This is a genomic window from Pseudoduganella sp. jia 9, assembly GCF_055502615.1.
In genome coordinates this window covers 143,800-162,487 of the sequence record NZ_JBUPWE010000019.1, presented here as the reverse complement: position 1 = coordinate 162,487, position 18,688 = coordinate 143,800, and the positions used below count along the sequence as shown (strand labels likewise).

General features: G+C 65.9%; 18 protein-coding genes. 10 read left to right on the top strand and 8 right to left on the bottom strand.

What is annotated here, in order from left to right; genetic code table 11:
• Positions 1-79: 79 nt before the first annotated feature.
• From tnpC to ACY34H_RS24240, 6 genes are all read right to left on the bottom strand, one after another.
• Complete coding sequence (tnpC, locus tag ACY34H_RS24265) at positions 80-1,660, bottom strand: IS66 family transposase (RefSeq protein ID WP_464976079.1); 1,581 nt, start codon at positions 1,658-1,660, stop codon at positions 80-82.
• A 30-nt stretch (positions 1,661-1,690) separates the two neighbouring features.
• Entirely contained in the window at positions 1,691-2,038 is a 348-nt protein-coding gene (gene tnpB, locus ACY34H_RS24260) for an IS66 family insertion sequence element accessory protein TnpB (protein WP_464976078.1), read from the bottom strand.
• Positions 2,035-2,394, bottom strand: a complete 360-nt coding sequence (gene tnpA / locus ACY34H_RS24255) for an IS66-like element accessory protein TnpA (RefSeq protein ID WP_464976077.1) — start codon at positions 2,392-2,394, stop codon at positions 2,035-2,037. The genes tnpB and tnpA overlap by 4 nt, the downstream gene beginning before the upstream one ends.
• Before the next feature lie 558 nt (positions 2,395-2,952).
• Complete coding sequence (locus ACY34H_RS24250; protein WP_464980034.1) at positions 2,953-3,891, bottom strand: PDR/VanB family oxidoreductase; 939 nt, start codon at positions 3,889-3,891, stop codon at positions 2,953-2,955.
• Complete coding sequence (locus ACY34H_RS24245) at positions 3,888-4,949, bottom strand: Rieske 2Fe-2S domain-containing protein (RefSeq protein ID WP_464980033.1); 1,062 nt, start codon at positions 4,947-4,949, stop codon at positions 3,888-3,890. The genes ACY34H_RS24250 and ACY34H_RS24245 overlap by 4 nt, the downstream gene beginning before the upstream one ends.
• A 12-nt stretch (positions 4,950-4,961) precedes the next feature.
• Entirely contained in the window at positions 4,962-6,122 is a 1,161-nt protein-coding gene (locus ACY34H_RS24240; protein ID WP_464980032.1) for an ABC transporter substrate-binding protein, read from the bottom strand.
• 124 nt (positions 6,123-6,246) lie between these two features.
• Here ACY34H_RS24240 and ACY34H_RS24235 point away from each other — a divergent pair, with 124 nt between their 5' ends.
• The 8 genes from ACY34H_RS24235 (at position 6,247) to ACY34H_RS24200 (ending at position 13,553) form a co-directional block, all read left to right on the top strand.
• The gene (locus ACY34H_RS24235; protein ID WP_464980031.1) at positions 6,247-7,149 is read left to right on the top strand and encodes a LysR family transcriptional regulator; all 903 of its coding nucleotides are present in this window, start codon (positions 6,247-6,249) and stop codon (positions 7,147-7,149) included.
• A 141-nt stretch (positions 7,150-7,290) separates the two neighbouring features.
• On the top strand, positions 7,291-8,463 hold the full coding sequence (locus tag ACY34H_RS24230; protein WP_464980030.1) for an alpha/beta hydrolase family protein: 1,173 nt from the start codon (positions 7,291-7,293) through the stop codon (positions 8,461-8,463).
• An 80-nt stretch (positions 8,464-8,543) separates the two neighbouring features.
• A complete protein-coding gene (locus tag ACY34H_RS24225; RefSeq protein WP_464980029.1) occupies positions 8,544-9,491 on the top strand; it encodes a VOC family protein in 948 nt (315 codons plus the stop codon).
• Positions 9,491-9,850: a Rieske (2Fe-2S) protein gene (locus ACY34H_RS24220; RefSeq protein ID WP_464980028.1), complete on the top strand. Its 360-nt coding sequence runs from the start codon at positions 9,491-9,493 to the stop codon at positions 9,848-9,850. Before ACY34H_RS24225 ends, ACY34H_RS24220 begins: the two co-directional genes overlap by 1 nt.
• Positions 9,847-10,977 (top strand): FAD-dependent oxidoreductase, encoded by a 1,131-nt coding sequence (locus tag ACY34H_RS24215; protein ID WP_464980027.1) that lies wholly within the window; start codon positions 9,847-9,849, stop codon positions 10,975-10,977. The genes ACY34H_RS24220 and ACY34H_RS24215 overlap by 4 nt, the downstream gene beginning before the upstream one ends.
• 8 nt (positions 10,978-10,985) lie before the next feature.
• Entirely contained in the window at positions 10,986-11,579 is a 594-nt protein-coding gene (locus ACY34H_RS24210; protein WP_464980026.1) for a cupin domain-containing protein, read from the top strand.
• A complete protein-coding gene (locus ACY34H_RS24205; RefSeq protein WP_464980025.1) occupies positions 11,576-12,565 on the top strand; it encodes a fumarylacetoacetate hydrolase family protein in 990 nt (329 codons plus the stop codon). Before ACY34H_RS24210 ends, ACY34H_RS24205 begins: the two co-directional genes overlap by 4 nt.
• A 10-nt stretch (positions 12,566-12,575) precedes the next feature.
• Positions 12,576-13,553 (top strand): NAD-dependent epimerase/dehydratase family protein, encoded by a 978-nt coding sequence (locus tag ACY34H_RS24200; RefSeq protein WP_464980024.1) that lies wholly within the window; start codon positions 12,576-12,578, stop codon positions 13,551-13,553.
• Between the two features lie 3 nt (positions 13,554-13,556).
• Here ACY34H_RS24200 and ACY34H_RS24195 read toward each other — a convergent pair whose 3' ends face one another.
• On the bottom strand, positions 13,557-13,991 hold the full coding sequence (locus tag ACY34H_RS24195; protein ID WP_464980023.1) for a winged helix-turn-helix domain-containing protein: 435 nt from the start codon (positions 13,989-13,991) through the stop codon (positions 13,557-13,559).
• A 207-nt stretch (positions 13,992-14,198) separates the two neighbouring features.
• Here ACY34H_RS24195 and ACY34H_RS24190 point away from each other — a divergent pair, with 207 nt between their 5' ends.
• Both ACY34H_RS24190 and ACY34H_RS24185 read left to right on the top strand, forming a co-directional pair.
• Positions 14,199-17,198: a sensor histidine kinase gene (locus ACY34H_RS24190; RefSeq protein ID WP_464980022.1), complete on the top strand. Its 3,000-nt coding sequence runs from the start codon at positions 14,199-14,201 to the stop codon at positions 17,196-17,198.
• Between the two features lie 78 nt (positions 17,199-17,276).
• Positions 17,277-17,918, top strand: coding sequence for a response regulator transcription factor (locus ACY34H_RS24185; protein ID WP_464980021.1), 642 nt, complete (start codon positions 17,277-17,279; stop codon positions 17,916-17,918).
• 40 nt (positions 17,919-17,958) lie between these two features.
• Here ACY34H_RS24185 and ACY34H_RS24180 read toward each other — a convergent pair whose 3' ends face one another.
• The gene (locus ACY34H_RS24180; RefSeq protein WP_464980020.1) at positions 17,959-18,663 is read right to left on the bottom strand and encodes a M15 family metallopeptidase; all 705 of its coding nucleotides are present in this window, start codon (positions 18,661-18,663) and stop codon (positions 17,959-17,961) included.
• Positions 18,664-18,688 lie beyond the last annotated feature (25 nt).

The following is an 18,688-nucleotide window of genomic DNA, read 5'->3' as shown; positions in this document are numbered from 1 at the left end:
GTAAGCGTCTGTTCAGCACCGTCTTGAGCCGTCAGATGGAAAGCGAGATGATGTTTGCCACACCGCTGGGAAGCGGAGTTCAGCCGGCCAGTTTGGCGGCACAGTTCCAGGGCAGGAAGTCGTCGACGCGGTTCACAGGATGATCGGCGATATGCGTCAGCACGTGGCGCAACCAGGCTTCGGGGTCGATGCCGTTCAGCCTGGCCGTTCCGATCAGCCCATACATGGCAGCGGCGCGTTCGCCACCGCTGTCGGCGCCGGCAAATAGGAAGTTGCGCCGGCCCAGCGCGACGCCGCGCAGCGCGCGTTCGGCGGCCGAGTTGTCGATTTCGATGCGGCCATCGTCGGCATAGCGGATCAGTGCCGGCCACAGCTTGAGGGCATACAGGATCGCTGCCGCCGTATCGGATTTACGCGACAGCGTAGCGAGCGTGGCGTGCAGCCAGCGCTCCAGGTCGTCGAGCAGCGGTTTCGCTTGCTGCTGGCGGGTGACACGACGTTCGTCGGGCGGCTTGCCGCGGATGGATTCTTCGATGGCATACAGCTCGCCGATCCGGCGCAGCGCTTCGGTGGTCAGCGGTGTCGGGCGCGCCGCATGCAGGTCGTAAAACTTACGTCGCGCGTGTGCCCAGCATGCTGCTTCGATCACGCGGCCAGTGTCGTAGACCGCATTGAAGCCGGCGTAAGCGTCGGCCTGCAGCACGCCGTTGAAGTTGGCCAGGTGCGCCTGCGGATGTTCGCCTTTGCGGTCGGGTGAGTATGCAAACCATACTGCCGGTGGCGTGTCGTCACCGCCGGCGCGGTCGTCGCGCACGTAAGTCCACAAGCGTGCCGTGCGCGTTTTGCCGTTGCCTGGCGCCAGTACCGGTAGTGGCGTATCGTCGGCATGCAGTTTAGTGCCGGCAAAAACATAGCGGCGCAGGGCATCGATCAGGGGACGCAGCAGCATGCTGGCGGCACCGATCCAGTTGGCCAGTAGACTGCGCTCAAGCTCCACGCCTTCACGGCCGTAGATCACGCTTTGGCGATACAGCGGCAGGTGGTCGGCATACTTCGCTACCAGCACATGGGCCAGCAGTCCAGGACCGGCGATGCCGCGCTCGATCGGCCGGCTTGCTGCCTGTGCTTGCACGATCGTATCGCAGCAGGCACAGGCCAGCTTGGGACGTACGTGGCGGATCACGCGGAAACTGGCCGGCACGTACTCCAGTTGCTCCGAGACGTCTTCACCCAGATACTTCAGGTGGCCGCCGCAGTCCGGGCAGGCATCATTGCCCGGTGAGTGCACATGCTCTTCGCGTGGCAGATGTGGTGGCAGCGGCTTGCGTTCGGCTTTCTTGCGAGGCGCTACCTCTGCAGGCGCCTGGGCCTCGGCGACCGCTTCTTCCGCTTCCAGGTCTTCCAGCTGCAGTTCCAGTTGCTCTATCTGCTGGTCCAGCTTTTCAGAGCTGCGGCCAAACTGCATGCGCTTGAGCTTGGCCAGGACCAGCTTCAGGTGCTCGATCTCGGCGTCCCGCCTCGACAGTTCAGCGGTCAAATGCGCCAAGCGCGCTTCGCTCTGTTCTGCGTATGTTTCAATCCGTGCAGCACGCGCTTCGCTGGCCAGCAGCATGGCCTTCAAGGCAGCGATATCGTCGGGCAGGTCAGCGGCGTTGAGCATGCGACCAAGTTTACGCTGACGATAGCAAGTTTACAAGGCCGACTCCGGTCGCCAAGTCCGTTCTGGCCGGCGCCAGTCGATCCCTTCAAGCAGCATCGAGAGTTGGGCCTGTGTCAGCGTGACGGTACCGCTCGTGGCCTGTGGCCAGATGAAGCGGCCCTTCTCGAGGCGCTTGCACAGCAGGCACAGGCCATCGCCAGTCCACCACAGCACTTTAATGAGATCGCCGCGCCGGCCGCGGAAAACAAACACATGGCCGCTGTACGGATCTTCCTCCAAGGCAGTCTGCACTTTTGAGGCCAAACCGTTGAAGCCGGAACGCATATCGGTCACGCCGGCCGCGAGCCAGATACGTGTTCCTGCGGGCAGGCCGATCATCGGCGTAGCCCTTCCAGGACCACTGCCAGCGTTGCTGGATCGGGCCGACCTTCGATCCGCATCGTCGCATTGCCCAGCCGGATTTCGATCACGCCTTCGCAGCGCTGATCGCTCACACCAAGCCGTGGCGGTATCACTGGCGCCAATGTCACCGCAACCAGCCCCGGTTGATCGAACAGGCCGGCGCGCAATTGGCGCCGCCATTTGAACACCATATTCGAATTCAACTGATGCTGCAGAGCCAGCTGTGCAACCGACACACCGGGTTCGCACGCCTGTTGCGCCAACTTCCGCTTGAACTCCAGTGGGTAGTTCGTACTGCGTCGGCGCCTGCCGGGTTTGACCTCACTCTCCAAGATAGTCTCCACCAAAATTTAGTGGGGACTATCTTGGCAACTGGTGCTATTCAGTGTCTAGACGGTGCAGGCTGTACGCTTACCCTAATTTGGGCTGCAATAGTCTATCTCTGTCTTGTTTCAGCGATGCCGGCCTGAATCTCATCTAAAAGAAAGTCTAATTTGATCCAAGTGCAGGTAACCACGGTCTAAAACAAACTATACCTCCAGTTGGCGGTCCAACCTTTAGACCATTTTAGAAAGGACCGAGTCATGGGTTATGGACGGAGTGGGTGGGTAACTCTTCGCCGTCGGCACTGCGAACGTTCTTCCGTGGCTGCACGAATTCCTCGCGGCCCCGGCCGTCGATGTGCCGAACAACATCGGAACGCACAACTGCTCGCAGACAACCTGCACGGCATGCAGATACCGAATTTGCAACTAACCGAACGTGATCAGGACGGCTCGACCTCGCAGTGCGACGATGGAGCATAGGCCAGGCAGCCAGCCGGTGTCGCTGGCTGCACCGCGCGTCTGGCTATCCACTGAGCGCCCCGGAGCCGGGCGCGGCAGGGCGGCTCAAAGCTCGATCTCCAGTACCGGCGTCACCGCCCGCGACACGCAGGGCAGGAAGCATCCGGCCCGTTCCGCCGTGGTCAGGTAGCTGTCCCGATGATCGGCTTCGCCCCCGCGTACCCGCGTCATGCAGGTGCCGCACACGCCCACTTCGCACGAGGAGTCGATGTCGACGCCGGCTTCCTGCAGGCAGGCGAGGGCGGACCGGCCGGCCGGCACCGGGATCTCGCGGGCGCTTTGCAGCAGCCGCAGCACGAATGGACGGTCTCCGGCGGACGGCCCGGCGGCGCCGAACGATTCGGTATGTACGGCGCCCGGGCCGAACCGCGCCACGGCCCGCGTGGTCACGGCATCCATGAACGCCGCCGGCCCGCAGGCGTAGACGTGCGTGCCGTCCGCCGCCGCAGCGAGCAGCGCGTCGATCCTGAAGCCAGTATCGTCGGGACCCAGCGCGCAATGCACGCTGCAGAATGACCCGAGCGGGGCAGATTCCAGTTCGTCCGCGAACGGCACCAGTTCCGCCGCGCGGGCAAACACGGCCAGCCGGAAGGGCCGCCCGCGGCGCGCCAGCGCATGCGCCATCGACAGCACCGGCGTGATGCCGATGCCACCTGCGAACAGCAGGTGCGCCGCCGCGCCGGGTACCAGCGAGAACGCATTGCGCGGCGCGCCGATCTCGACGTGCGTGCCTTCGGTTGCGGCGTCATGCAGCCACGCCGAACCGCCGCGCGACAGCGGCTCGCGCTTGACGGCGATCCGGTAGCGCTGCGCCGAAGGCGTGGCGCAGCACAGAGAGTACTGCCGCGTGACGCCGTTCGGCAGCGTCACGTCCAGGTGCGCGCCCGGTTCGTACGGCGGCAGGGCACCGCCATCCGCCGCCGCCAGTTCGAGGATCTTCACCTCGGCCGTGGCGTTCACGATACTGCGGATGACGGCTTTCATTGCGCCATGCCTTCGGCATTGCGGTCCTCGAGGAGCGCGATCACCCGCCGCGCGCGGTTGGCGCCCGCGTCCACGTGGATGTCCACCATCGGCGGCTGGCCGAAGCGCTGCATGTTGTTCCACTGCGCTTCGATGATCTCGCGGTCTTCCTCGAAGGTGTCGGCGGTCTGCCTGTGTACCGTGTCCAGGTTGTCCGGCTGGTCGGGGTGGCTGGACGCGGCCATCGTCCAGAAATAATGCGACGTCGTCGCCGTTTCCGGCGTGATGCCATGGAAGCCGCGCATGTGGAAGCCGCCCCGGCCAGGGTTGTCGATGGACTCCGAACCGGCATCGACCGCCCCGGTAAAGATCTGCAGGTGGCTGACGTGGAAGTCGATTTCCTGCCAGCGGTCGATCAGGCCCTTGAACGGCCACGCCGCGGTGTACGTGGCCGGCGGCTGCGAGCTTTTCATCTGGCGCACCACGCGCACGTGTTCGCCGTCGGCGGCCACGTTGGTCGGCGCTTCCATGTGCACGCGCGCATTGCCGCCGATGGTTTTGGTGTGCACATAGCCCACGTGGCTCAGGTCCAGCAAGTTATCGTGGATCAGCTGGTAGGGCGCCTGGTAGTGGAACGCGCCGCCCTTGAAGCGGTAGCGGGGATCGGCATGCGCCGGCACGCGCGGCGGTTCGCAGTCCGGCTGGCCACCGGCTTTTCCGTCCACTTCGCCGGCCATCCAGATCCAGATCACCTGGTCGACCACCCGCACCGGGTAGGGCGCCACCCGCGCCTTGGTCGGGATCTTGCCCTGGCCCGGCACGTCGATGCACTGGCCGTCCGCCGCGAACAGCAGGCCGTGGTAGCCGCAGCGCAGCGCGCCGTCCTCGACGCGGCCGCAGGAAAGCGGCAGGGCACGGTGGCAGCAGCGGTCTTCGAGCGCCGCGATATTGCCCGCCGCGTCGCGGAACAGCACGACCGGGCGGCCGAGGAAGGTGCGGCCGAGCGGCGCATCCTTCACTTCCCTGTCGAAGCCGGCCACGTACCAGCGGTTGAGGGGGAAAGTTGGGGAATCAGTCATGTCGGTCTCCTGTTAGTTCTTGACGGGGTCCTTGACCGCGTCGTAGCGGTCGATTTCACTGGCGACGAAGGCGCCGCCCTGCTTGTCGATGCGGCGGATGTAGATCGTCTGCACGATGTCGTTGGTGACGGCGTCGATGGTCACGGTGCCGCGCGGGCTGGCCGCGCTATAGCCCTTCACGGCTTTCATGAAGGCCGGGCCGTCGGTCTTCCCGCCGGTTTTCGCCAGCGTGGCGGCGATCAGCGCCATCCCGTCGTAGCCGGACGCCGCCAGGAAATTCGGCTCGAACCTGCCGTTCACCGTTTTCGCGAACTCGGCGCGGAAGCGGGCGTTGTCGGCGCCCGGGCGCGAATACGAGTAGAAGCCCGCCGTGTAGATGCCCGCCAGGCCTTCGCCGCCCTGCGCCAGCACGTCCTGGTCGGCCCAGCCTTCGCCGCCCAGGAAGCGGATGCCGGCCTTGTCCAGGCCCTTGTCCTTCCATGCCTTCATGAACGACACCATCGGCTGGCCGTTCGGCAGGAACACGTGCACCGCATCCGGCCTGGCATCCTTGATCCGCTGTATGTAGGCGCTGTAGTCGACGGTCGCGAGGGGCGCGCGCACCGAGCCGACGATCGCGCCGCCCGCTCCCTTGAATGTCCTGTCGAACCATTCCTCGCCATCGAGCCCCGGCGCATAGTCGGCCACGAGCGAGTACACCCTGCGCGAACCGGTCTTGTGCGCCCACTGCGCCAGCGGCACGACCGACTGGGCGATCGTGTAGGAAGTGCGGGTGACATACGGCGAGCGCTTCGTGATGCCCGAGGCGGCCGCGTTCATGACCACCAGCGGGCGCTTGGCCCGGTCGGCCACGCTGGCGGCGGCCATCGCGTTAGGCGTGAAGACGAAGCCGGCGAGGATGTCGGCCTTGTCGCGGCTGACCAGTTCCGTGGCCAGGCGCTTGGCCACGTCGGCCTGGGGGCCGGTGTCGTCGCGGTACAGCACTTCGATTTTCCGGCCGCCGGCGCTGGCGCCGTGCAGCCGCATCCAGGTGTCGATGCCGGCTTTCATCTGGGCGCCGCTGTGCGCCGCCGGGCCGGAGAGGGAAGTGATGACGCCGATGCGGACCGGCTCGGCGGCGATGGATATGAGGGAACAGGACAGCAGCGCGCTGCCGACAACGAGGTTGCGCAAGATCGTCTCCTTTGATGGTCGCGGGCCTTGGCCGGCCCGTCTGCAACGATCATCACGCAATTCCGTGTATCTGAAAATATAATCTATTGCATAATCTGAATTCGAAAATGTAATAGAGGTGAGCGTGAAGGCATTCGACATGAACCTGCTGCCGGTCGCGCTGGCGGTGTTTGAAGAGAAGAGCGTGAGCGGCGCCGCGCGCCGCCTGGGCATGAGCCAGCCGGCCGTCAGCGTGGCCTTGAACAAGCTGCGCACGGCGCTCGGCGACCCGCTGTTCGTGCGCACCACGCAGGGCATGCAGGCGACGCCGCGTGCGCTGGACCTGATCGCGCCCACCCGCGACATCCTGCAGCGGCTGGAGACGGACGTGCTGGCGCGCCGCGATTTCCAGCCGGCTGCCACGCGCAGGCGCTTCACGCTGGCCCTGTCGGACATCGGCGAAATGACCTTTTTACCGAAGCTGCTCGACCGGCTGCAGCGCGACGCGCCCGATGCCTCGATCAGCTCCGTCAGCATGCCGCCGGACGAGCTGGCGCGGGCGCTGGAGAGCGGCGACGTGGACCTGGCGGTCGGCTATTTTCCCGACCTGCACCAGCGTAACCTGTTCCAGCAGCGGCTGTTCTCGCACGATTTCATCTGCCTGCTGCGGCAGGGGCATCCTTACCGCGCGCGGCGGCTCACGCTCGACGCGTTCCTGGACATGGGGCATGCCGTGATCAAGGCGGAAGGCCGCAGCCAGGAAGTGTTCGAACAGTTCCTGGCCCGGCAACGCATCGAGAGGAGGGTGGTGCTGTCGACGCCGCACTTCATGTCGATCCCGTTCCTGATCGCCGCGAGCGACCTGGTGGTGACCGTGCCGCGCGCCGTTGGCGAGTCGTTCGCGAAGCTGGCGGACATCCGCCTGCTCGAACCGCCGCTGGAAATACCGCCGTTCGACCTGAAGCAGCACTGGCACCGCAAATACCACAAGGACGGCGCCAGCATGTGGCTGCGCGGGCTGCTGGTCGAGCTGTTCGGCGCCGGCTGAACCGCCGCGGGGCCAGGTATCGGTCCCGTCGATGGCTGCCATGGAAATTATCCATTTTTCGCCGCCGCTTCCCTTCTCTATATTGCCAGCATGCCCGGCCCGCACCGGCCGGCGAGCAACCCATAGAAGAAGGATCACAGCATGTTCAAGTACTTCCCGACCAACTACGTCTGGAACCTGTCGGTCGACCTGGCCATCGAAATGGGCGCCAAAATCGGCGAGATCGAAGAAATGTGCGCGCCGCTGCAGGAAGCGGCACGCCAGCCCGATGCCGATGGCACCCGCGCCTTCCGCGCCACCTGGTCCACCATGGCCGACAAGCTGTGCGGCCTGGCCGAGGAAGACGAGCGGCGCGGCCGCCTGATCTCGGCCGGCGACAAGTACGGCCGCGCCGCCACCTATTACCTGACCGCGGAGCGGCTGCAGGCGCACGGCGCTCCGGGCCGCGTCGAGCTCTATCGACGCTTCCTCGACGTGTTCGCCCGCGGCATCCGCCTGGCTGGCGAGAACTGCGAGCGCGTGGAAATCCCCTACGGCGACGGCCACATCGCCGGCCTGTTCGTGCGTGCGGAAGGCGAAGGAGAGGCCAATGCGGGTCCGGCGCCGATCCTGGTGCAGGTCAACGGCCTCGATTCCACCAAGGAGATGAAATACCGCGTCGGCCTGCCGCGCTGGCTGGCGCAGCGCGGCGTGTCGTCGCTCGTCATCGACCAGCCGGGCACCGGCGAGGCGCTGCGGCTGCACGGCATGACGGCGGTGTTCGACAGCGAACGGTGGGCGTCGAAAGTGGTGGACTGGCTCGAGACCCGGGCTGACGTCGATGCCAAGCGCATTGGCCTGGAAGGGGTGTCGCTGGGCGGCTACTACTGCCCGCGCGCGGTGGCCTTCGAGCCGCGCTTCGCCTGCGGCGTGGTGTGGGGCGCCAACCACGACTGGCGCGACGTGCAGAAGCGCCGGCTGGCCAAGGAGGGCAGCTTCCCGGTACCCCATTACTGGGAGCACGTGCGCTGGGTGTGGGGTGCGAAGGACATGGACGACTTCCTGCGCATCGCCGAGAACGTGCACCTCGACGGCGTGCTGGACCGCATCAACGTGCCGTTCCTCGTCACGCACGGCGAGAAGGATTCGCAGATCCCGCTGCACTGGGCCCAGCGCACCTACGACCAGCTCGTCAACAGCCCTGGGCGCGAGCTGAAGGTCTTCACGGACCGCGAAGGCGGCGTGCAGCATTCCAGTTTCGACAATTCCGCCAATGCCGGCGCGTACATCGCGGACTGGGTGGCGGAAACGCTCGGCGGACGCACGGCCATCTGAACCGACACCACGGCAGTTCGCGTCACTGGTGTCCGACACCGGGCACCACACCCTACACACCAGATTCTCCAGGAGACAACATGAACATCATCGGACCCGACGCGCTGGTCTTCGGCGTGGACGACTTGGCCGCCTGCGCGCAGTACCTGACCGACTACGGCCTGACGCCCGTCGGCAACGGCCGTTTCGAAGCGCTGGACGGCACCGCCATCGTGCTGGCGCACAAGGACGACGCCACCCTGCCGCCGCCGATGGGCACGGCCAGCATGCTTCGCAAGACCACCTACGGCGTGGCCGACGAGGCGGCGCTGGGCGCCGTCGCGGAAAAGCTTGGCCGCGACCGCGAAGTGAAGCGCCTGCCCGACGGCAGCATCGAAGCCGTCGACGACATGGGCTTCGTGCTTGGTTTCCAGGTCACCGTGCGCCGCCCGCTGGACATGCCGGCCGAGACGATCAACGCGCCCGGCGCGCCGGCGCAGCGCAAGCCGAACGTGGTGGCCGTCGACGAAAACGCGCCGGCGCTGCCGCGCACGCTGTCGCATGTCGTCTACTTCGTGCCGGACGTGGCGCGTGCGGAAGCATTCTATGTCGAGCGCCTGGGCTTCGCGTGTACCGACCGGCTGGTGGGCGCCGGCCCGTTCCTGCGTCCGGCCGGCACGCTGGACCACCATACGCTGTTCCTGATCCAGACGCCGCCGTTCATGAAGGGCATCGAGCACTTCACCTTCCACATGGGCGGTCCGACCGAAGTGATGCAGGCCGGCTCGCGCTTTGTCAACAAGGGCTATCAGTCGTTCTGGGGCCCCGGGCGCCACAAGATGGGCTCGAACTGGTTCTGGTATTTCAACTCGCCGCTGGGCTGCCACGTCGAATACGACGCCGACATGGACCTGCACGACGAGGAATGGACTGCCCGCGCCGCACCGGCGGGAGCCGATGCCTCGCAGCTGTTCCTGTTCGAGAAGCGCGACAACTGGGCGCCGGGCGGCCCGCCCCCCGGCGCTGCGGGAGCCGCGGAACGCCACTGATGGCGGCCGTGCTCCTGTGCCGCCTGGACGACATACCGGACGGCGCGTCGCGCGGATTCGACCCGTTCGGCGAGGGGCGCGATACGGTGCTGGTGGTGCGGCAGGGCGGCACCGTCCACGGCTGGCACGACGCGTGTCCGCATTATGGAACCACGCCGCTGTCCTGGCGCAAGGATGCCTACCTGAACGCCGGCGGCACCAGCATCGTCTGCGCCGCGCACGGCGCCCTGTTCGACATTGCCACCGGCATCTGCACGCTCGGGCCCTGCCTGGGGCAGGGCCTGCAGCGCGTCGAGTTGCTGCTCACACCCGATAACGATATCTACATCGCGCCGCAAGGCGCAAGGAGACCAACATGACGAACACAGTCCAACGCGCGCTGGTCGTCGGCGGCGGCTTTTCCGGCATGGCCGCCGCCATCGAACTGAGAAAGCGCGGCATCGGCGTCGACCTCGTCGAGATCGACGCAGGCTGGCGCTCGTACGGCGCCGGCATCAGCCTGGGCGGCGCCACGCTGCGCGCATTCCGCACGCTGGGGGTGCTGGACGAATTCGTGCGCCGCGGTTCCGCGCACGACAACGTCGACCTGCACACGTCCGGCGGACACCATCTCGCCACCCTGCCCACGCCCCGCCTGGCCGGGCCGGACGTGCCGGGCGGCGGCGCCATCATGCGTCCCGTGCTGGCATCGATCCTGGCCGACGCCACGCGTGCTTCCGGCGCCAATGTGCGCCTGGGCTGCACGTTCGCATCGTTCGCGCAGGATGCCGACGGCGTCGACGTGGCCTTTACCGATGGCAGCAGCGGCCGCTACGACCTCGTGATCGGCGCGGACGGCCTGTATTCGGCGATGCGCGATGCGCTGTTCCCGGGCGTCGCGGCACCGAAGTACACGGGGCAGGGTGTCTGGCGCGCCGTGCTGCCACGGCCGGCGTCCATCGACCACGCGATGATGTGGCTGGGTCCGAAGATCAAGGCCGGCGTCGCACCCGTGTCCGATGACCAGATCTACCTGTACGTGACGGAAGACCGCGCCGAGCGCGCCTATGTCGATCCGGCGCAGTTCCTGCCGATGCTGCGCGACCTGCTGGCGCCGTTCGACGTGCCGGCGCTGCAGGCCATCCGTGCGCGGCTGGCGGAGGATTCGCAGGTGATCTACCGGCCGCTGGAAGGCCTGCTGCTGCCGCGTCCGTGGCACCGCAGCCGCGTCGTGCTGATCGGCGACACGGTGCACGCCACCACGCCGCACATGGCCTCCGGCGCCTGCATCGGCATCGAGGATGCGATCGTGCTGGCCGAGGAACTGGAACGCCGGCCCGGCGTCGATGCCGCATTGGCGGCGTTCGAGGAGCGGCGCTGGGAACGCTGCCGCATGGTGGTCGAGAACTCCGGCCGCCTCGGCGAAATCGAGATCACCGGCGGCGACAAGGCCGAACACGGCCGCATCATGCGCGAGACGCTGGTCGCGCTTGCCCAGGCGATCTGAGGGAATTTATGACAAGCATGAAACCCGTCCGCCGTATCGTCACCGGGCACGACGCCGCCGGCAAGGCGATCGTCATCGAAGCCGGTCCGCTGCCCACCGTGGTGCCGATCGAGAAGATCCCCGGCACCGTGTTCCACGAGATCTGGTCCACGTCGGCCACGCCGGCCCTGGTCGGCAACGGCGCCGACCCGACGGCCGGACCGCTGGTACTGCCGCCGCCCCGGCACGGCTCGCGCATCCGCATCGTCGACATTCCGCCCGATACCGACGAGTTTCTGGCGCAGGGTGCGGCGGGGATGAAGGATGCCTTCACGCAGATCGGCGATGCCGCCGCGTCCACGGTCAAGGCCAATTCGCCGCATCCGCTGATGCACCGGACCGAGTCGGTCGACTACGGCATCGTGCTCGAGGGCGCGATGACGCTGGTGCTCGACGACAGCGAGGTGCCGCTTGCGCAAGGCGATATCGTCATCCAGCGCGGCACCAACCACGCATGGGCGAACCGCTCGGGCGCGATGTGCCGGATGCTGTTCGTGCTGCTCGACGGCGAATATGAACCCGGCCTGCGCGCTGCGCTGGCAACCCGTGAGGAGAAACAATGAAATTCGCTACATTGAAGTCGGACCGGCCGGATGGCCGCCTGGTGCTCGTGTCGCGCGACCTGGTGCGCGCTGTCGATGCGGGTTCCATCGCGGGCAGCCTGCTCGACGCGGTCGAGCGCTGGGACGATGTGCAGGCGCGCCTGCGCGCTCTGTACGACGACCTGAACGCAGGCACGGCCGAAGGCGCGTTCCCGTTCGATCCCGCCGCCTGCGCCGCGCCGCTGCCGCGCACCTGGCAGTGGTGCGATGCCTCCGCCTTCCTGAATCACGGCCGGCTGATGGAGCGGGCCTTCAACACCGAGCCGATCCCGGATTTCGACACGATTCCCGTGATGTACCAGGGCGCCTCCGACGATTTCCTCGGCCCGCGCGACGACGTGCCGCTGCCGGACGAAAGCCTGGGCATCGACTTCGAAGGGGAGTTCGGCGTGATCACCGGCGACGTGCCGATGGGCGCGAGCGCCGCCGCGGCGCTGCAGCGGGTACGGCTGCTGGTGCAGGTCAACGACTGGAGCCTGCGCAAGCTGGGGCCGCGCGAGATGAAGACGGGTTTCGGCTTCTTTCAGTGCAAGCCCTCGACCAGCTTCGCCCCGGTCGCCGTCACGCCGGACGAACTGGGCGATGCCTGGCATGACGGCCGCGTCAGGCTGGACCTGCACGTGCAGTGGAATGGCGCATGGTTTGGCAATCCGAACGGCGCCGAGATGAACTACGGCTTCGGCCAGCTGATCGCCCATGCGGCGCGCACGCGGCGGCTGTCGGCCGGCACGGTGATCGGTTCGGGCACCGTGTCGAACGAAAGCCGCGCCGCGGGTTCGGCCTGCATCGCCGAGCGCCGCGTGATCGAGATCATCGACCAGGGCGAGCCGCGCACGGAGTTCATGCGCTTCGGCGACCGGGTATGGATGGAGGCGCGGGACGGCGCCGGCAATGCGCCGTTCGGCACCATCGACCAGCGCGTGGTCCGTTCTCCCGCCGCCGGGTGAGGGGCGCGCCATGCATATCGTGATCACCGGCGCCGGCGGTTTCGTCGGCGCCGCGCTGGCGCACCGGCTCGCGGCGCACGGGCTGCCGGGGCAGCCGCCGGTCACCCGCCTGACGCTGGTGGACCGCCGCTTCGACGATGCGCCGGACGACGGGCGCGTGCGCCTCATCCACGGCGACTTCGGCGTCGAGAAAGTGCTCGATGTGCTGTTCGACGAGCCGGTCGACGTGCTGTTCCACCTCGCCAGCGTGCCCGGTGCGGAGGCGGAACGCGATTCTGCGCTGGGCTACCGCGTCAACCTGATGTCGCCGCTGGCGCTGTTCGAGCGCGCCGCCTCGCAGGAAGCGGCGCCGCGCATCGTCTACGCCAGCAGCATCGCCGTGTATGGAAGCGATCTGCCCGATACGATCGACGACGCCACGCCCGCCCGGCCGGGCATCAGCTATGGCGCCCACAAGCTGGCGGCCGAAATCGTGCTGGCCGACCTGGCCCGGCGCGCCCTGGTGGACGGCATCTCGTTGCGGCTGCCCGGTATCGTTGCCCGGCCCGGGCTGTCGGCCGGCCATGGCTCGGCGTTCATGAGCGCCATCCTGCGCGCCGCCCAGCATGGAGAGCCGTACACCTGCCCGGTATCGCCGGCGGCGGCTTGCTGGTGGATGTCGCTGCAGGCCTGTATCGACAACCTCGTCCACGCGGCGGTGCTCGACACGGCGCTGATGCCGGAAAGCCGCGCCGTCACGCTGCCCGTGCTGCGGCTGACCGTGGAGGAAGTGGTCGCCGCGCTGGCCAGGCGCTTCGGCACGGAAGCCGTCGCCGGCATCCGCTGGCAGCCGGAACCGCGGATCGAACAGCTGTTCGGCCGCATGCCGCGCCAGGTGGCGGGCATCGCTGCGCGGCTCGGCTTCATCCATGACGGCGACAGCGACGCGCTGATCGAGCGCGCGCTGCGACTTCACAATGCCTGGGAAAACGCTCGGCCGTTGCCTTGAAAATCAATCGGAGCGCGCTAATCGATGCTGGCGTTCCGCAGCAATCCTGTTGGCCTGAATTGGCGCGACAAAGCAGTAACCACGACCGATAATCGTTGCAATGTAATTCGACCCTTGCTCGAATTCGCCAAGCGTACGCCGTAATGCCGACACATGGACTTTCAGGTTGCCGTCCTCGACAACCGAAGTGGGCCAGACTCGGTTGATCAGTTCGCGCTTGCTGACCGGCTCGCTTGGATGCTCGACCAGGATGGCCAGGATGTCGAATGCACGGCTGCCGATACGTTGTGGAATATCTCCACAATGTAATGTGCGGCGTGCGGGAATGAAGCGAAATGGCCCGAACAGATATTCCATGGTTTTCTTCACGTCAGGGACTTCTGCATTTGCTTCATATGCTTCGGCGGCCTCGGACACCTTTGCAATGGATGCTTCCATCGACTCACCTCCGGTTTGATTTGATAGCGCTACATCCAATATGCCGTTTCTCACTCGCCAGATCAGGCCGAGTGATTGTATTTTCCGATCATTCCAGCACGGTCGCATCCCTAGATCTAGGTACATCCGAGGCAATTTTTGCAAGCCACCGGCTGGCGCGCCGATGTTGTCCGATACAATCAAAAGGTCCAAACTGCGCCAATCCCCGTGAGCATTCAGCGTCTCTTTCGTTACATGCTGGTCATTTGCCTGCTCTTGAGCCACGCGACTGCCCGGCCCGCTCCACCGGCGCCTTTGCTCTCGGACTTCACGCATACGGCGTGGGAACGGCTGCAGAACGCACCGGTCGACGTGTTGAAAATCACCCAGACCGCCGATGGCTGGATGTGGGTGGCCACGGCAACAGGCCTGTTTCGTTTCGACGGCCTGCGCTTCGAACGCGTCGACAGCGTGTACGGAGAGCGCCTCGATTCCAGCAATGTGATCGGCCTGGTGGCGGATCCCCGCGAAGGCGTGTGGGTGGGCTATCGGCTCGGCGGCGTGACTCTGCTGCGCCCGGGAGGCAGCCGGAAATTCGGCGAGGCGGAGGGGCTTCCCATCGGAGGCGTCATTCATATCGAGGCGGTTGCCGACGGCTCGGTATGGGTCGGCACGCGCGACGGCGTTGCCTGGCTGGCGCCGGGTGCGAACCGCTTCAAGGTGTTGGGCAACGAAGTGGGTTTGCCGGAAAAGTTCGTCTACCAGATCCTGATCGCTGGAGATGGCACGCAATGGATCGGTTCCTTGCAGGGCCTGTTTTTCCGCAAGCCGGGCCAGCAGCGCTTCACGCAGGCATGGCCAAGAGTCCAGCTGCTGTCGATCGTCGAGGCACCCGACGGCACGATCTGGGCCAGGGATCCGAAGTACCGTTATTTCAGGGTGCGGACGACCGCGCCAGCCGGGGGGCGTACGCTCGCGCCGGAGTTTCCCGGCATGGGCATGCGCTTCGGTACCGACCAGACGATGTGGGTTCTGCATCCGGATGGCGTGGAGCGGCGCTTCGGCAGCGCGGGTATCGGCTATCCGCATCAGCGGCTCACGCAAGCCGTGGGCATGAGCGGCCCGCAGGCGCAGAGCTTCTTCGAGGATCGCGAGGGAAATATCTGGATCGGCACGGCGACCGGGATCGATCGCCTGCGCCGCAACCGGCTCACCCCGGTCGTGTTCGACAAACCGCTGGAAGAGCCCGGGGTCGCATTGGGCCCGCGTGCGTCGGTCCTCATCGGCGATCGTGCCAACGGCGCCGTCTACCGCCAGACCGTCCAGCAGCGGGACAGGATCCGCGCGAAAGGCTCGATCACGGCGAGCTATCGCGCGCCGGACGATACCGCGTTTTTCGGGACCGATCACGGCATCTACGAACTTGGCCGCGAGGGCAGGTTATCGGTCACGCCCGCGCCCGAGGAAACACGGGGGTTCTATCCGCAGGCGATGATCCGTGACGGCCACGGCAGTTTGTGGGTGTCGTATTCGAGTGGCCCGTTGTACCGCCTGGCCGGCGCGCAATGGACGCGTGCCGATGAGGTGGGAAACCATGCGAACGCGTTGACGCTGGCGATCGCCAGCGATCACAAGGGCGCACTCTGGTTTGCGCATCCGAACAATACGGTGACCATTACCGACAGCGGCGGGCGGCCGACGCACCGGCTGGATACGGCGGCAGGACTGGACATCGGCGCCGTATTGCAGATCGTGCCGGACCAGGACGCAATGTGGCTGAGCGGTGAACGGGGCGTGATGCTGCATCGCGAGGGGCGGATTGTCGGGCTGCGCGGACGTGGCAAGGAAAGCTTCAGGGGCGTGTCCGGTCTGGTGCGGACATCGGAGGGCGACCTGTGGATGCATGGCGCCGACGGGATCTATCACATCGTCGCGGCGGAGCTTACCGAGTGGCTGCGCAAACCCGATTACCTGCCATCGTTCGAACGGTTCGATGCGCACGACGGCCTGGTGGGACATGCGATGCAGATGCGTCCCGTTCCATCGCTCGTTCGCGCCGATGACGGCAAGCTCTGGTTCATCACCAGCAGCGCCGCCTTCACGCTCGACCCCGGGAACATTCCACGCAACCGCATCGCGCCGCCGGTGCTGATACGCAGTGTCTCCAGCGGCGGAAGCAAGGTACCCGTGAGCGACGCCGGTGTCGTTCGCCTGCAGAAAGGTGCCACCGACCTGCACATCGAATTTACCGCGCTGAGCCTGAAGATGCCGGAGCGGACGCGCTTTCGCTACCGGCTGACGGGAGTCGATCCCGGATGGCAGGAACCCAACGAGCGAAGAGAAGCGTTCTACACCAACATCAAGCCGGGGACCTACCGTTTCGAGGTCAGCGCGGCAAACGAGGACAATGTCTGGCATCCCGATCTCGCCGCCGTGGAAATCCGCCTGCCGCCGACGTTCGTGCAAACCATCTGGTTCAAGCTGCTGCTCGCGACCTTTGTCATGCTGCTGTTGTATGCAGGGCACGTGCTGCGCATCCGTGTCGTGACGCAGCAGATTCAGGCGCGCCTGGCCGAACGCTCGAGGATCGCCCGCTCACTGCACGACACCTTGCTTCAGAGCGTGCAGGGCCTGATTCTGGCGTTCGGCTCGCATTACCATGCCATGCCCAGGGAGGCCGCCGGCCGCGAGCGTCTCCAGAATGCCTTGAAGCTGGCAGAGCAGTTGCTGGTCGAGGGGCGCAACGAGATCATGGATCTGCGCGTTCCGGCCACAAGCAGCACGCTGTTCGACGTCCTGTCCGAATTCGGCCACACGTTGACTGCGATGGGGTCACACACGTTCGAGCCGCGCCTGACCGGCACGCCACGCCCGTTAAAAGCGGGCATCTATGAGGACATCTACGCGATCGGCCGGGAGGCCCTGTTCAATGCCGCCCGCTACGCCGAGGCGGACCTGATCACCCTGCAGGTCGACTATACCCGCCAGGAGTTCCTTCTGACGGTGACGGACAATGGACGTGGATTCTCCAGGACCGGAGCAGCAGACGATCGGGAAGACGGGCATTGGGGCATACAAGGTATCCTGGAACGTGCAAAGCTCATCGGGGCGGACCTTCATGTCAGCAGCGAGACAGATCGTGGAACGACAATATCCCTGCGGATCAATAAAGTGCTGGCTTACGAGACCCGCACGACGGTCCGCAAGGGCAGGCACAGGTCCGTCTGATTGCCTGGCGCCCGGCCGATGCCCGGGTGCGATGAAGGTAGCCCCGCTTCGAACGCTTCAACTGACAGACGGTCCGCCATGAATGAAAAATCTCCACGTCGAATACGCGTTCTCCTTGCGGACGACCATCACCTCATGCGGGAAGGAATCCGCTACATGCTGGACGGCGCACCGGACATACAACTGGTCGCCAGCGTGGGCGACGGTGCTTCGGCTGTCGAAGCGTTCAAGAAGACAATCCCGGATGTAACCTTGATGGACTTGCGCATGCCCGGCGGCGACGGCTTCTCGGCAATTGCGAGCATCCGGCGCCACTCGCCATCGGCAAGGGTCGTTGTACTCAGCACTTATGACGGCGACGCGCTGATGAAGCAGGCACGCAAGGCGGGTGCATCGGCCTATCTGCTCAAGAGCATGCTGCTGGAAAACATGCTTGGCGTGATCCGCTCGGTGCATGCGGGTCTTCAATTCTGGCCGCCGGAACTCGGAAGCCGCGACGGCACCATCAAGGCCGATCTGACGCCGCGGGAGTGCGAGATCATCCGCCTTGTTGCCTGCGGCAGTTCGAACCGGGAAATCGCCCGGGAGCTGGGGATCGGGGAAGAAACGGTGAAAACGTACATGCGCAACATCTTGCCGAAGCTGGGTGCCAACGATCGGGCGCATGCGGTAGCGATCTGCATGCGGCGCGGATATCTCGATCTTCTGGATCTACCTTGACGCGATGCCGCCTTTCCCTGGCTGGCGACCGCCACATCTTTCAAGCATGGAACGCGTCGACATCCAGCACGTGGTCGTTGAACAGATCCGGCAGCATCTCCAGCACCAGGTCGCGGCCCAGCATGTCGGCTTCGCGCAGAGCCGATGCCAGCAGGTCGACGCCGTAGTCCCGGTAGGTGGCCAGCGCAGCGTCAGCCGAAGGCCCATGGCTCAGGTGCCAGGGTTCTGGATACATGCCGCGCCGGTAAGTACGATATGGCCGGAAAAAATCAAAGCGGGCAATATGCCTGTCGAGCCATGCGTGCAGGCGTTCGTAGACGCCCCCTGGCGCTGCTTCTTGCGGCAAGAGCCTTGTCCGGTAGCCGGGCGGCATCGCCATGCGGTCGAACACATCGATGTCGGTCCCCCAGTGACGCCGGCTGGCCCCCGGCAGGCCGGACCAGCCCAACACTGCATGCACAATCTCGCGCGGAGCCAGGCGCGCCGGGTTGACCGGCAGGCCTTGCTGGTCGTGCAACACCGCCTCGCCGCTGAACTTGCGATTCCAGATATGTAGTTGCTTGTCGAACGGGCGGTATGACGCGATCGGCAGCAAGTCGATGCCGTCGCCACGCGCCGCCGCGCGCAGCGCGAGGAAGGCGGAGGCGACTTCAGGACGCGCCGCGAAACGCGGTTGTGCGTACTGCTGCACATGGGTGCGCGCGCGGCCGGTCAGTTCCAGGGCGTCGAAGTGAAATGCCTTCATGCAGCTCCTTTCGTTAAGATAGCGG